General features: G+C 66.2%; 10 protein-coding genes. 6 read left to right on the top strand and 4 right to left on the bottom strand.

Annotated features, from left to right (window positions below; translation table 11 throughout):
• Window position 1: 1 nt before the first annotated feature.
• Window positions 2-1,900, bottom strand: a complete 1,899-nt coding sequence (locus Poly30_RS14920; protein ID WP_145198635.1) for a hypothetical protein — start codon at window positions 1,898-1,900, stop codon at window positions 2-4.
• Window positions 1,901-2,148: 248 nt separating this feature from the next.
• Between Poly30_RS14920 and Poly30_RS14915 the strand changes: the two genes are divergently transcribed.
• From Poly30_RS14915 to Poly30_RS28505, 4 genes are all read left to right on the top strand, one after another.
• The gene (locus Poly30_RS14915; RefSeq protein WP_419190207.1) at window positions 2,149-3,048 is read left to right on the top strand and encodes a DUF1295 domain-containing protein; all 900 of its coding nucleotides are present in this window, start codon (window positions 2,149-2,151) and stop codon (window positions 3,046-3,048) included.
• Window positions 3,049-3,319: 271 nt separating this feature from the next.
• The gene (locus Poly30_RS14910; protein WP_145198631.1) at window positions 3,320-4,675 is read left to right on the top strand and encodes a hypothetical protein; all 1,356 of its coding nucleotides are present in this window, start codon (window positions 3,320-3,322) and stop codon (window positions 4,673-4,675) included.
• A gap of 285 nt (window positions 4,676-4,960) precedes the next feature.
• Entirely contained in the window at window positions 4,961-6,121 is a 1,161-nt protein-coding gene (locus Poly30_RS14905; protein ID WP_145198629.1) for a peroxiredoxin family protein, read from the top strand.
• 592 nt (window positions 6,122-6,713) lie between these two features.
• Window positions 6,714-7,145 carry a toxin-antitoxin system YwqK family antitoxin gene (locus Poly30_RS28505; protein ID WP_419190206.1) on the top strand — a complete coding sequence of 144 codons (432 nt, stop codon included), beginning with the start codon at window positions 6,714-6,716 and terminating at the stop codon, window positions 7,143-7,145.
• A 185-nt stretch (window positions 7,146-7,330) separates the two neighbouring features.
• Here the strand turns inward: Poly30_RS28505 and moaA are convergent, their stop codons facing one another.
• Window positions 7,331-8,356, bottom strand: coding sequence for a GTP 3',8-cyclase MoaA (gene moaA / locus Poly30_RS14895; protein ID WP_145198625.1), 1,026 nt, complete (start codon window positions 8,354-8,356; stop codon window positions 7,331-7,333).
• Window positions 8,357-8,437: 81 nt separating this feature from the next.
• Between moaA and Poly30_RS14890 the strand changes: the two genes are divergently transcribed.
• Entirely contained in the window at window positions 8,438-9,967 is a 1,530-nt protein-coding gene (locus tag Poly30_RS14890; RefSeq protein WP_145198623.1) for a magnesium chelatase ATPase subunit I, read from the top strand.
• Between the two features lie 5 nt (window positions 9,968-9,972).
• Entirely contained in the window at window positions 9,973-11,067 is a 1,095-nt protein-coding gene (locus Poly30_RS14885) for a vWA domain-containing protein (protein WP_145198621.1), read from the top strand.
• 170 nt (window positions 11,068-11,237) lie between these two features.
• Here the strand turns inward: Poly30_RS14885 and Poly30_RS14880 are convergent, their stop codons facing one another.
• Window positions 11,238-12,461, bottom strand: a complete 1,224-nt coding sequence (locus tag Poly30_RS14880; protein ID WP_145198620.1) for an ATP-grasp domain-containing protein — start codon at window positions 12,459-12,461, stop codon at window positions 11,238-11,240.
• A gap of 72 nt (window positions 12,462-12,533) precedes the next feature.
• Entirely contained in the window at window positions 12,534-14,018 is a 1,485-nt protein-coding gene (locus Poly30_RS14875; protein ID WP_145198618.1) for a glycogen synthase, read from the bottom strand.
• Between the last annotated feature and the right edge of the window lie 50 nt (window positions 14,019-14,068).

Raw genomic sequence — 14,068 nt, 5'->3', positions numbered from 1 at the left:
TCTACTTCCCCTTGCGCGCGGGCGCGAAGTCCTGTCGTAGCTGGAGCTCGATCTCGGCGAAGCCGGACGCCTTGCCATGGCCTCCGTCCTTCCCGTCGATCGTCTCCAGGATCTCCACACGGATCTCGCGGACGACGGTCTTCTTCTTCAGGGGGATGTAGGTCTTGGCGTAGGGGTCGGGGTTCATCTCGAACTCCCCCAGGCTCTTGCCGTTGACCTTCACGAAGACCTTGCCCGGGCGACCCCAGGCATGGCGCTTGTCCGGCTGCTGGAGCGCGGGAGTCAGGACCACGTGGTCACCACGCTGCGGCCTGTCGGGCTCGATCTCGATCCACCGTTCGGCGTCGTCCGGCTTCGAGAGCCATACGTAGCACATCTTCCCATCCGCCGCGTAGGACGGCTTCTGTCCATCGGTTGCGAACGACGACGCGCGAACCTCGCACTCCGTGAGCTGGAGGTTGTTATGCCCCAGATCCCGCTGCGCGTCTCGCATCCCCTCGGTGATCGCCGCGTCGACCACCACCTGCACGGGCTGCGAGAGGACGAGGACTTCCTCGCCTTCTGTATCGCTGATCGGTCGCACGAAGGCGCGGGCTCTCACCCGGAACGTGCCTGGATGGGGCAGCTTGAACTGAGCCGCGAAGCGCTCGGACTTGGAGGGGCTCTCCGGGTCGCCCTGGATGACCCCGAGGATCTCTTTCGTCTCGTCGTTGAAGTACTCGACGCGTATCACCCTCGGCCCCTTGCCGATCTCGCCGTCCCACTCGAACTTTTTCAGCGTCTTGGTACCGAAGGAAGAAACCCATGCCGTCAGGGGCGTGTCGCCCGTGAGGCGGAGGCTCATGGGGCGCGTCTCCACATCGTCACCGTAGCTTTGCCGGCCACGCGGCTTCTGTCCGCTGGTGGGGGCGGTGGCGCGCTTGAGCACGAGGACGCCGAAACAAGTGCCCGGGTGAGGTTCCCCTTGGGCCGTACCCCACTGCCCCTCGCCTCCTTGGGTCCTGATCAGGTAGCGCGACGCTTCTTCGTACCAATCGCGACCCCCGAAGGTTCGCACGCCTGTCAGGCCTCCGACGCGTTCCAGACCGTACAGGTAATAGAGCGACCAGCGGGTCATGTGACCGGCGTTGTCGTTCTCGGCGTTCGGGTCAGGGTTGCGGTCCATACGCAGGTTCTCTCCCAGCCATTCGTAGGCCTGGTCCATGACCTCCTGGATCTGCCGCGACTCTCGGGCGCCCATGCGATTCTGTGCTTCGAGTGCTGCGCGCGAGATCTGAAGGACCGCGATTCCAGCGGCCGTCATGGAGCCGGTGTGATCCGTTCCGAGGCGATAGGAGAACGATCCGTCGCCGTTGTGGACGGACATCGCGTAGTCGATCAGCGACTCCCAGATGGTGTGGTGGACCTTGAGCCCACAGGACTCGGCGACGCGCAGGCCGAGCGCTCCATACTGGGTGAGGGAGAGGTCCTCCTCGTAGTTCGGCGCGCGTTCGTTGGCCGGGTACGCGAAACCAAGTCCGTGGCCTTCCATGAGCACCGCCGTCCATGCCTCGATCTCGTCGGCGAATCTCTCGGGACTCAATTCGTGGAGCGCAAGCAGGGAGCAGGCGATCCCGTAGGTCCATTCCGGAGGATGGGCGCGCAGGTAAGCGATACCACGCTCGATCGACGGGTGGTTCTTCTCGACGCCCGCCTTCAGGAGCGTGTAGACGCAGAGCCCCGTCTGTCCCGAGACGTATTTGGCCTCGTCGGGGCGCCAGGACCCGTCGAGTTCCTGGCGAGAGAGAAGGAAGCGAATGGCCCTGTGGATGGCGGTGTCGATCTCGTCTTGAGTGACGGGCTTCGGCGCCTCGATCTTGACCGGTTCCTGGACCGAGGAGAGAGGTACCGGTCGTGCCACCGCCGTCGCGGATGCGAATGTGCCAAGGCCGAGGAGCAACCCCGCGAGGAGCTTCGGCCTCCTGGCTGTTCCGGGGCAACGGTGGGGCGAGGTCGATCGCCGGCCGCCGGCCAGAAGGGGGGTCAAGAAGAATGCAACGCGCAGAGCGCCTGTCCGGAGGTTGCCTGGTTCACTGTCTCGCATGGCCCATGAGGATAGCCTCATGGCCGACTTTCATCCGCATAGGTTCCTCCGGCGAAGCTCTTCCCATGTTCGATCTCGAGTCTGCTCTCATCGCCCTCGGCTTTTCCGTCCTCCTCATGTTCGTCGTCTGGGCCCTCCATCTCAGGGATGAAGACGCGAGCATCGTGGATCCCGTATGGGGGCCCGCGATCTTCGGGACGGGAATCGTCTACGGCATCGCGGCAGGGGCCGATCTCCGCGGGGCGCGGCTGGTGTGCGCGCTGGTCGTCGGGGCCTGGGCTCTACGGCTCGGCTTGCACCTCGCTCGCCGGCACTCGATGACGGGAGAAGATCGCCGCTATCGCGAGATGCGCGAGGCACGTGGGGCAGCCTGGTGGTGGCAGGACCTCTTCGTTGTCTTCTTCCTGCAGGCCGGGCTCGCGTGGGTCGTGGCACTGCCTCTCATGGCGGCGGTCACCGGCACCCTCTCCCTCGGAGTTCTCGGATGGCTGGGCGTTCTGGTCGCGCTGTTCGGATTCGCCTTCGAGTCCGTCGCAGACGGTCAGCTCGCCGCTTTCAAACGGAAGGAGTCGGCGTACGGGGCTTCAGCGGGTTCGCGCTCCACGCCGGGAGAATCCGAGGAAGGGCAGCCATCTGGGTCTCATTCCGGGTCGACCCCGGGCACCGGTGCAGAGGTCCAGGCGCGCGGCGTCATGGACAAGGGGCTCTGGCGCTACTCGAGGCACCCGAACTACTTCGGCGAAACGGTGGTCTGGTGGGGGATCGGACTGGTCGCCATCGCCCAGGGCGCCCTCTGGGCGGCCCCAGGGCCGATCGTGATCACTTTCATGCTCCTCAAGGTTTCCGGGGTGACGCTCACGGAGAAGAGCATCACCGAGCGCCGTCCGGCCTATCGAGACTACATCCAGTCGACGAGCGCCTTCCTTCCGCGCCCCCCGCGGGCAACCGATTCGTCCCAGGATTGACCGTGGTCTCCACTTGAGACAGGAAATTTGATTCTCGCCGGATGAACTTCTCGCCTCAGGGCGATCGGGCAGGTAGCGTCAAGGTGGGTGAAGAAAAGGGAACCTGCTCACCGCAGTGACCGTCTCTTCCCTGATAGCTTCCAATGCTCGATCGACGGACTCGGGGCTCAGCCAGGTGGCTGGGACCGGCTTCATCGACGGGCGACGGAGAGGGCCATACACCCAGGTGCAGGTTCTTTTCGACCAACTCATTCCTTCTGGAGACTGCTTGATGCTTCGTTCCTCGCTCTTCACGGTCAGCGCCATTGCCCTCATGGCTGGCGCCGCCGCTCAGAATTCCCCGCAAACTCTCAAAGCGGAAAAAGTTCCGGGTGCGATCAAGCACGCCGGCATCTACCACGTGTCGACCGGCACGTGGACGCGCACCGGCGGTGCCGTGGCCAACTTTGGCCCGGACACCATCTACAGCAACACGGCCGAGTCGGGCTACTTCTCGTCGGCTGGTGGTGCAGGTGGCTTCGCCCCCGGCAGCATCAACTTCGACGAGGGCCAGGTCCCGTCGTCGACGAACCCGAACAACGCAGGCAACCGTGACGAGTACAACGTCAACTGCATCCTGATCGGCTACTGCGACCTCGGCGCCGCGGGTACCGGCGGCTGGGAACTTGGTTTCTACACCAACTATCAGCCCTGCACGCTCAACGCGGCTCCGGACGCTCTCGTCGCGACGGGCGCTCTTCCGGCCAACGGCTGCTGGACGGTTTCGTTCGACCTCTCCGGCGGCAACGAGTTCTGCCTCGGTGCTGACGGCGGCAACGGCTTCGACAACGACCAGGCCCTCGACAGCTTCGGCTGGAGCTACCGCTACAACGGTACCGACGGTTCCGGTGCGGCCGGTTTCCTCCTTGCGTCTGACCCGCAGTCGACGGACCCGAACTACGCGACCGGTGGACTTCCGTCCGACGGTACGAACACGTACTACGGCCCGGTGTCGCTCTGTGGCGCAGGTGTTGCGTCCGGTCTTACGACCGACGACTTCTGGTGGCTCGAGGATCCGGCGGGTGCCAGCTCCGGCTGCTACTTCTTCGGCGGCTACAGCAACAACAACGGTTGCGGTGGTCCCTCGAACCCCTACGCTTCGTGGTACTTCGAGCTTCAGGCCGACACCGGTTCCTGCAACCAGGGTCCGACGGACCCCTGCGTCTCGTACTGCAACTCGAACCCGAACTCGACGGGCGGTCTCTCGACCCTGACCTGCGCCGGTAGCGCTGTCGTCGCGAACAACGACTTCACGCTCAACGCAGCCATCCCGACGAACTCGTTCGGCTTCTTCATCACCTCCCAGACCGCGGGCTTCATCATGAACCCGGCTGGCAGCGCTGGTAACATCTGCGTCTCGGGCAACATCGGTCGCTACCAGCAGAACGCTGCTAGCTCCGGCGCGGCGGGTCTCATCTCGCTCGGCACCGCCAACGGCATCAACCTTGCCGCGATCCGTACCGCCCAGGGCGGTCCGTACGCTGCCGCCGCCGGTATCCGTACCCACTGGCAGCTCTGGCACCGCGACTCCAGCCCCCAGGGCCCGACCTCGAACTTCACCAACGGCGTCTACGTCGACTGGCAGTAATCGAGAGAGGGTTGACGCAGGACGTCAGGTGGGATGAAGATCTGACCTGAGCCACGATCCTGCGATCGGCTCACGAAGCAGCGCCATCGCTCCCCGGAGCGGTGGCGCTGCTTTTTTCGTCTTGCGACACCGCGCTGACTCCCGGGCCAAGGGGGGTCGCGGAGGCCTCCGATCTGTGCCATAGTTTCTGGAGGCGTCCGCACCGCCGCCTGCCAGGGAACCCTCCCTGACGAAAGCTCGTCCCTTTCACTCTCGTCCCAAGCAGTGGAGTCGAATCAGCCCGCCATGGCCAAACTAGAACACGAGCGTTCCCCGAGGTGGTTAGCACTCTTCGGTCTCGGAATCGCCACCGCAACCCTGACCCTGTCGCCGGCCAAGGCCACACCGGCGCTGGCGTGGCAACCGGACGGTGAAGGCGCTGTCGACGCCCCTGTCCCGGCTCTCGCGCAGGCCGCGAGCGAGCTGACACGATGGGCCTGGGGATCAGCATCGGATGTCGGGGAACTCGGCGATCGAGTCGATGCACTACTCACGACGGCTGCCGCCGAGCCCGACCTCGCGGTCTGGGAGGAGGCGCGTCCGGCTTTCGCCCTGGCCGAAGCGAGTCTTCGGCTGGCGGGCAGAGAGCGCTCTGGCCTTGCCATGGCGATGCGAGAACTCGGCTGGTCCGCACCCGCGGAACCCCTCCGGGTGAACGCCGTCCGCGCGGAGCTTCGGATGCTCGAGGCCGTCGTGAACGGAACACCACCGATGATGGACGCAGTCGCCGACGGCTCGTCGCCGAGGTGCCTCGCGCAGGCTCGTATTCAAGAGATCTTCGCGGGCGCGGAGCACGTGGCGCTGGACGCTCAGAATCCACTGAGCCGTCTTCGAGAGCGCACCGCGGCGAGGCTGGCAGCACTCGGAGTCGGACAACCTTTCCCACGATTCCTCGCGCGAGATGCAGCAGGCAACGAGGTGCGCCCCTCACGGCTCACGGGCCGCGTCACGGTCCTTCGATTTTGGGAGGAAGGGTCCCCGGCCTCGATGCTGGCGCACGAGGACGACTCGCGACTTGTTCGTCGCTTCTGGGACGCCCCCTTCGCCCTGCTGGGCGCCACGCATTCCCAGGACCGAACGGGATACCTCAGCTTGATCGAGTCGCGCGCGTTCGCAGGGTCACAGCTCTTCGACGGACCGATCAGCACCGTTCTCTTCGACGAGCTGGCCAAGGCCGGTGATGCCCTTACCCATGGCGCGGGCCTCTCAAGTCCGGTCGGAATCTTCGAAGCCTGGTCCCGTCCAGCCGCGGGATCTCTTTTCGTCATCGACGAATCAGGCGTCATCCGCGGTCGAGATCTTCCCTTCGAAGAACTGGAGGGCCTGGTGTCTTCGCTGATCGCGGAGCGCCGTGCCCGGCTCCGGATTCAGGGTGAGGGACGACTCATATCGGGTTCGACACGATAGGCGAGACTGCCCGACCAGACCTCCAATCCATGGCGTGTCATCACCTTCCTTGGGTCATTCTCCCACCGTTGATGCCTTGACCGCGGCTTGACTCGCTCTTATCCCCTTCGGCACCCGTTTCCCAGGCAACCTTCTCCCTTCCATGTACGCGCCCTTTTCCCCACGACCTCGCCGAGCAGGCCAGCTCTCTGCTGGCGCTGGTCGCGGCGAGCTGCCATTCTCGGCGGTGCTCGTGGTGGCGATAGGCGTGCTCGTCCTGGGATTGCACGGGTCTTCACCGGGTGAGTCCTCGTCGAGTGAGGTCGATGGGAACGAGGATGCCTCGGGGAGGGCGCTCCTGGCGTCGGATCGAGGGGGCCGGAGTCCGTTGGATCATGGCCTCGAAGGTCAGGATGGCGCTCCGGAGGAGGTCTATCCACAGCTTGCGTCCATTCGGCTGGATGGAGAACCGCGAGCGAGTGGGATCCCATCAGCTCCAGGCCGCGGAGACGGCCCCTCGGAGTCGCCCCTCGTCTCGCCGACTTCGCCGGTCGAGCCTCTGGAGCCCGGTCAGAAACGTGCCGGCACCTTCGGAGCCGCAGAGCCTCCGCAGATGCAGGGCGATAGGCGCGCGGGTTCGCGCGAGGAAGGCAGCTTCGAGAAAGGCGTTCGTCATGGACTCTGGACCGCCTGGCGAGCGGACGGAAGCTTGCGGTCGCGCGGCTACTACGAGGAGGGTCTCCGCGACGGGACCTGGGAGTCGTTCAGCGCGAGCGGCGGACTCTTGAGCGAGGTCGAATATGAAGGCGGCAGTCGCCACGGCGACTGGCGTGCGTTCTCCGAAGACGGGAGGCTGCTCGAAGAAGGGGAGTACGCAGAGAACGTCGCGACGGGCCTCTGGGTCAAGTACTACTCCGGCGGCGAGATCAAGGAGCGAGGCCGGCTGGTGAATGGGCTCCGTGAAGGTCGCTGGGAGTTCTACGACGATCTCGGGATCCCCACGGCTGAGGCGGGCGAGTACCGCGCGGGCATCCGGATTCAGTAGATCGCGCGGCGGCGCAGCCTGAGCAACGTTCTTTTCTTGCTCGCTGGTCGATGTCCCTGGCGCATCCGCTGACGCGGATGCGCGTCGAGTCCCTGGCGCATCCGCTGACGCGGATGCGCGTCGAGTCCCTGGCGCATCCGCTGACGCGGATGCGCGTCGAACTTGAGCCATCCTTGCCCGAGCTCTCAGCCGCCGCGGGTGTGCATCTCAAGGTGGGGCTGGCCCCGCAGCTCCTCTGCGCCTGCCAGCGCACCGCGCTGTTCGGCCAGGAGGCGTTTCTCGGCACCACGGTCGTTCCGCGCGGACCAGGTCGCCGCAACGCGGGCAGCAGCCGCTTCAGGGCCCTCTTCCCGAAGCACCTGGAGGAGCGGCGTTCCCTCCCGCGCGTAGAGACAGGAGAAGAACCGGCCATCCGCCGTGATACGCGCGCGATCGCAGCCAGCGCAGAACGGGCGAGTGGTGGATGCGATCACGCCGAAGACCTGACCGTTCGGAAGGACGAAGCGATCGGCGGGCGCGGTGGTTCGGTCCGGTTCCAGTGGCTCTGGATCCCCGAACGCCTGCGCGGCCTGCCGCAGGATCTCGCCGATCGGAACCACCTTGTCCATGGTCCAGCGCGTCGCGCCGCCGACGTCCATGTACTCGATGAAGCGCACCTCGATCCCGTGCTCTTGCCCGAAGCGGAGGAGGTCGCCGATTTCGTCGTCGTTTTCTCCCCGTAGGATGACCGCGTTGAGCTTGGTTCCCGTGAATCCAGCCGCAGCGGCCGCCTCGATGCCTGCCATCGTGGAGTCGAAGTCGTCACGGCGCGTGAGGTGCTGGAAGCGCTCGCGGCGCAGCGTGTCGAGGCTGATCGTGATCCTGCCAAGGCCAGCGACCTTGAGCGCCTGGGCGGCCTCCTCGAGGAAGACGGCGTTCGTGGTGAGGCAGAGGTCCTCGAGGTCCGAGATCCGCGCGAGGCCCGCCACGAGTTCGCTCAGGTTCCTTCGCAGGAGCGGCTCGCCTCCGGTCAACCGCACGCGGCGGACGCCGAGCGGCACGAGGGCCTGCACCAGCTCCGCGTGCTCCTCGAGGGTGAGGAGATCCTTCCGGGGGAGCCAGGTGTAGCTCTCCTCGGGCATGCAGTAGCCACAGCGGAGGTTGCAGCGATCCGTGACGGAAAGGCGCAGGCTCCGGAGCGGACGTGCCAGCTGGTCGCGGACGGGGTCCATGGGCGAGGAGTATCGCCCAGCTCCTCTGAGCCCACAACCTTCGGTGGTGGGATGTGGGGGAGAACGGACTATCTTGGGGCCATGACACGTGAATCAGCGACCGAAGCCGAGCCTTCGACTCCCGTTCCTGCCCTCAAGACCCTCGGCGCCCTCCGGGAGAGCGGCTGGTCGAGCCGAACCGTCCACGAGGAACTCCGCGGCAACCTGATCCTGCGCCTGCGTAAGGGAGAGAACGTCTTCCCCGGCATCGTCGGCTACGAGGACTCGGTCGTTCCACAGATCCAGAACGCCATCCTCTCCGGGCATAGCTTCATTCTCCTTGGCCTGCGCGGCCAGGCGAAGACCCGGATCGCTCGCTCCCTGACGGGGCTGCTCGACGAATGGCTGCCGGCGATCGACGGGTCGGAGCTCAACGAAGACCCGTTCGCGCCGGTCACGGTGCCCTCGCTCAAGCTCGCCGCCGAGGCGGGCGACGACCTGCCGATCCGCTGGATGCACCGGAGTGCTCGCTACCAGGAGAAGCTCGCGACCCCCGACGTCAGCGTGGCGGACCTCATCGGCGACGTGGACCCCATCAAGGCCGCGACGCGCCAGCTCACCTTCGCGGACCCCGAGGTCATCCACTTCGGCATCCTGCCGCGCGCGAACCGCGGCCTCTTCTGCGTGAACGAGCTCCCCGACCTTCAGGCGCGCATCCAGGTCGGACTGCTCAACATCCTGGAGGAAGGCGACATCCAGGTGCGCGGCTTCCCGATCCGGATGCCGCTGGACCTCGGGATGATCTTCACGGCGAACCCCGAGGACTACACGAACCGCGGCAGCATCATCACGCCCCTGCGTGACCGCATCGCTTCGCAGATCCTGACGCACTATCCGCGCGACCTCGCGCAGGCGATGGAGATCACGACCCAGGAGGCCTGGCAAGACCGTGGCGCCGGCGCTGTGCCGGTATCGATTCCCGGGCCGATCCGGGAGGCGATCGATCTCGTGGCCTTCGAAGCGCGGGACTCCGAGTTCGTCGATCAGTCGTCGGGCGTGAGCGCGCGGCTCTCGATCGCGCTCTTCGAGAACGTGGTTTCCAACGCGGAGCGCCGCGCGCTCGTCGCGGGAGAGTCTTCCGCCACCGTGCGTCCGGCGGATCTCTTCGCGGGCGTGTCCGCGGTGACCGGCAAGGTCGAACTCGTGTACGACGGCGAGCGCGAGGGCATCGCGACGGTCGCGAAGGCGCTCGTGGGCAAGGCGCTCAGCCGCGCGTTCGAGCGCGCGTTCCCGGACGGCTACGCCGAAGCGGAAGGCGACGCGGGCGGCAGCGCGCCCGTGTATGAGTCGCTTCTCGAGTGGTTCCGCAAGGGCGGTCAGCTCGAACTCGACGACGTGACCAGCGACGTTCAGCACCACGCGAGGCTCGCGGAGGTCAAGGGCCTCGAGGGCCTCGTGAACAAGCACATCGAAGGCGCCGCTTCCATGTCGGTCGGTGAGCGCGCGTCCCTGATGGAGCTCGTGCTCGAAGGGCTGCACCAGAACTCGCTCCTTTCCCGGGACGACGATGATTCGGGCGTGCGGATCTTCGGCGACATGCTTGCGCAGATGGCTCGCAGCCTGGGCCGCTGATCGCGATGCGTTTCACGTACAGCGAATACGATCCGTCGAAGGAGACCCTGAAGGATCTCCTGAAGAGGATGAAGGATCTCTATCACGACCTGCTCCTGCAGGCGGACGGTGATCCCGAGCAGGCGCTCGCCTGGCTGGAGATGCTGGCGGAGCGCTACCGGCTGTTTCCCAAGGGCTTCACGATCGAAGATCTGAAGAACGCGCTCAAGGAGGAGCGGCTCATCGAGGACACGGCCGCCGGCCTCGCGATGTCGCCGGGCGGCGAGCGCGCCCTGCGCCAGGAGTCCCTCGATCGAATCTTCAGCGGCCTCTCCAAGGACGCGGCGGGGGATCACAGGGTCTCCGCGCCGGGCGTAGGCCAGGAGCGACTGTCGGAGACGCGCCCCTTCGAGTTCGGGGATCCGTCGGACCTCATCGACGCGGGCGCCTCGGTTCGCAACGCGCTCCGGCGCGGCATCGATCCCTCGGCGTTTCACCTCGTGGAAGAGGACCTGGAGGTCTACGAGACCGAGCACCTCTCCAGCTGCGCGACGATTCTGCTCATCGACATCAGCCACTCCATGATCCTCTACGGAGAGGACCGGATCACCCCGGCGAAGCGCGTGGCGCTCGCGCTGACCGAACTCATCCGGACGCGCTATCCGAAGGACGGCCTGCGGGTGATCACGTTCGGCGACGACGCGGAGGAAGTGGCACTCGACGATATCCCGCGGATCAGCGTGGGCCCGTTCCACACGAACACGCGAGCAGCTCTCCAGATGGCGCGGGATCTCCTGCGCCGGGAGAAGCGCGCGAACAAGCAGATCTTCATGATCACCGACGGCAAGCCGAGCGCGCTGACCGAGCGGAACGGGGAGATCTACAAGAACCCGTTCGGCCTCGATCGCCGGGTCGTTGCGAAGACGATGGACGAGGCGACGATCTGTCGGCGGCACGGGATCCCGATCACGACGTTCATGCTGACGGATGATCCGGTGCTGGTGAACTTCGTGGAGGAGTTCACCGAGGCGAACCGCGGCCGCGCGTACTTCGCCGGGCTGGACCGCCTCGGGGCCACGATGTTCGTCGACTACGTGAGGAACCGGAAGAGCCGCGTGTAGCTCCCAGGAGACCGTTGAAAAACAGCGATCCACGCCGCAGCGCTCTCCGGTCCCGACTCTGCGTTGAAGTAACCATCCAGATGGCATCCAACCATGGGGAAGTTACTTCGCCTTGATTCGGAACCGGAGAGCACTACTGCGAAGACCGCTGTTTCTCAACGGCCTCCTTGCTACCCGCCGATCACCCGGACGTTCTCTCCGATCCAGTCGAGCATCGCCCGCAGCTCGTCGAACGACTCGTGACGCGCGCGCACCCAGGCGTTGGCGTGGTAGCCCGCTTCGACTCCCTGGGTCCGCGTCCCCGGCTCGGGGAAGTGCGAGTCCATCAGGTGCTGCCCATAGCGGCGCTGCATCTCGGCCTGTCCCTCGTAGCGCACGATCCGCCCGTCCTGGCTCGGCCGGAGCGCCACCATCCCTGCGGCGTAGCGCCGTGACAGCCTTTGCGCGGGTGCGCCGTGCACGATCAGCTGCGCCCACTCCCGATAGATATCGATCTCGTTCGCTGCGGCGTACACGTCCCACATGCGAACGCCGGGCGGGCGGCAACCGATCTCGCTGAACTTGAGGCCCTTCGGCCCGAAGAACCACTCCATGTGCGTGGCCGATGTCTCGACGCCCAGGACCTCCTGCACGCGGCGGCCCAGCGCCTTGACCTCGTCGTAGGTGTCGTCGGCGTCGACGCGGTTGGTCGCCACGATCTGCGGCGAGATCCAGCGCTCGCGCATCGCCTCCAGCACGTTGGGGTAGTAGTGCGAGACGAAGTCGTGGACGATGTGGCCGCCGACCGTCAGCGTGTCGTAGAAACCCTCATGGCCCTCGATGAACTCCTCGCACGCAACCCCGGCCCCCGCCGCGAGACCGCTGCCCTGGATCGCGGCTTCGAGCGAAGCCTCGTCGTTCGCGCGGTAGGTCCCCGCGGCGCCGGCGCCGTCTCGCGGCTTGAGGATCACGGGGAATCCCACGCGCTTGGCGAAGGCGCGCGCCTCGGCGGGATCGTTCGTACCGAGGCTCTCGGCAGTGGCCACGCCGGCCTCCCGCAGCGCTTCCTTCATGGCCGGCTTGTCGCGGCAGAGCCACGCCGTGCGCGTCGAGGTCCCGGGGATCGTGCACTGCTCGCGAACCCACGCGCAGGGCATGATGTGCGCCTCCACGGTCGTCTCCAGCCTGTCGACCCAGCCGCGCGACTGGATGCGCTTGACGGCGGCGAGGAGCGCCTCTCCGTTCGTGACCGATGGCACCTGTTCGTACCCGTCGAGCCAGCTCTTCAGCTCCGGGTCGAGCGCTTGTGCCGAGCCCTCTCCGATGGCGGTAACGGACGCTCCGACCGCGTGGAGCGCGCGCACGAACTCGCGCTGGTTGCGGGGAAAGGACGGTTCGACGAAGACGACGTGCATGGGAGATCAGCGCGGTGGAGGGAGGCCAGGGGGAGGTAGCAGAAGGGCTCCGCGGAGCAGGAGAGGCGCCGCTCAGAACTCGGCGAGGATGGCGGAGTAGAGGTCTTCGTAGCGGGTCACCTGGGCCTTCCACGAGAAGTCCTGGCGCATCCCGGTCTGCTGCATCTTGGCCCAGGCGTCGCGGTCCTGCCAGACCTCGAGGGCGTGACGCAGGGTGTCGTGGAGCGCCGTCGACGAGAACTCGTAGAAGACGAATCCCGTGCCCTCGCGCGTCTCCGGATCCCAGCGCTGAACCGTATCGGCGAGCCCACCGGTGGCCCGCACGACGGGGATCGTTCCGTAGCGCAGGCTGTACATCTGGTTGAGGCCGCAGGGCTCGTAGCGTGACGGCATCAGGAACAGATCGCTGCCCGCTTCGATCCGGTGGGACAGCTCGTTCTTGTAGCCGAAGTAGACGCCTACCTTCTGGGGCAGCGCATCGCGCAGCCACTGGAAGTAGCGCTCGTAGGTCTCCTCGCCGCTGCCGAGCACGATCAGCCGCACGTCGGCGGACCGAAGCAGCACCGGCAGGATGTCGGGCAGGAGGTCGAAGCCCTTCTGCCCCGTCATGCGCGAGACGATGCCGATCACGGGGCCGCGCGGGTTCGGCGCGAGGTTCAGCTCCTCGAGGAGCTTGTCCCGGCAGACTCGTTTGCCGGCGAGATCGTCCGGCCCGAACTTCGCAGGGATATCGGGGTCGACGTCCGGGCTCCACTCCTCGTAGTCGACGCCGTTGACGATCCCGACGAGGTGGTCCGAGCGGCGGGAGAGGAGCCCGTCGAGGCCCATGCCGTGCTCCTGGGTCTGGATCTCGCGCGCGTAGGTGTCCGAGACGGTGGACAGCCAGGACGCATGCAAGATCCCTGTCTCCAGAAAGTTGATGACGCCTTTTTCCAGGCGCTCCTGGTGAAAGGACTGGCGCGCGTCGCCCAGTCCGACGGCCTCGATGGCCGACGCCTTGAAGGCGCCCTGGTAGCCAAGGTTGTGGATCGAGAGCAGCGTGCGGGTGCCCTGGAAGAGAGTATCCCAGCCGTAACGCGTGCGAAGGAACAGCGGGAGGAGCCCGGTATGCCAGTCATTCACGTGAATGATGTCAGGCGCCCAGCCGCTGCGCTGGCAAGCCTCGAGCACCCCGCGACTGAACGCCGCCCAGCGCACTGGCTCGTCCTCATCATCGGTATAGAACTCCTCGCGTCCGAAGAGGTCCGGGATGTTGATGAACTCCACCTGGAGGGGGCCCTCGTTGGAGCCCCCGCCCGCCGAGAGCGGCATCGGCGCCTTGCGGGTTTCTGCCCGGTAGGTCCGCGCGGGGAACTCCATGTCGAAGGGCTTCAGACCCTCCACGGTCGTGAGGCCGCTGGCGTCGATGCGCTTGTAATACGGAACGAAGAGCCGGACATCGTGCCCTCTGGCCCATAGGGCCTTGGCGAGGGCTGCGGCGACGTCGGCGAGACCGCCGGTCTTGGCGAAAGGGGCGCACTCGGACGAGGCGATCGCGATGCGGAGCGGGGAGGGCATGGCATGAGCTTAGCCTGGCAGAGCGTGTTGCCGCGACGGTAAGTCGATAG

Source organism: Saltatorellus ferox (assembly GCA_007751475.1).
Classification (GTDB): domain Bacteria; phylum Planctomycetota; class UBA1135; order UBA1135.
This window is presented reverse-complemented; position numbering and strand designations above follow the sequence as displayed.

Excerpts from the sequence above, each read along its gene's own strand:
- Poly30_RS14915 (WP_419190207.1), top strand. The coding sequence starts at position 2,149 with ATGTTCGATCTCGAGTCTGCTCTCATCGCCCTCGGCTTTTCCGTCCTC.
- Poly30_RS14885 (WP_145198621.1), top strand. The coding sequence starts at position 9,973 with ATGCGTTTCACGTACAGCGAATACGATCCGTCGAAGGAGACCCTGAAG.
- Poly30_RS14910 (WP_145198631.1), top strand. The coding sequence starts at position 3,320 with ATGCTTCGTTCCTCGCTCTTCACGGTCAGCGCCATTGCCCTCATGGCT.
- moaA (WP_145198625.1), bottom strand. The coding sequence starts at position 8,356 with ATGGACCCCGTCCGCGACCAGCTGGCACGTCCGCTCCGGAGCCTGCGC.
- Poly30_RS14880 (WP_145198620.1), bottom strand. The coding sequence starts at position 12,461 with ATGCACGTCGTCTTCGTCGAACCGTCCTTTCCCCGCAACCAGCGCGAG.
- Poly30_RS14905 (WP_145198629.1), top strand. The coding sequence starts at position 4,961 with ATGGCCAAACTAGAACACGAGCGTTCCCCGAGGTGGTTAGCACTCTTC.
- Poly30_RS28505 (WP_419190206.1), top strand. The coding sequence starts at position 6,714 with ATGCAGGGCGATAGGCGCGCGGGTTCGCGCGAGGAAGGCAGCTTCGAG.
- Poly30_RS14875 (WP_145198618.1), bottom strand. The coding sequence starts at position 14,018 with ATGCCCTCCCCGCTCCGCATCGCGATCGCCTCGTCCGAGTGCGCCCCT.
- Poly30_RS14890 (WP_145198623.1), top strand. The coding sequence starts at position 8,438 with ATGACACGTGAATCAGCGACCGAAGCCGAGCCTTCGACTCCCGTTCCT.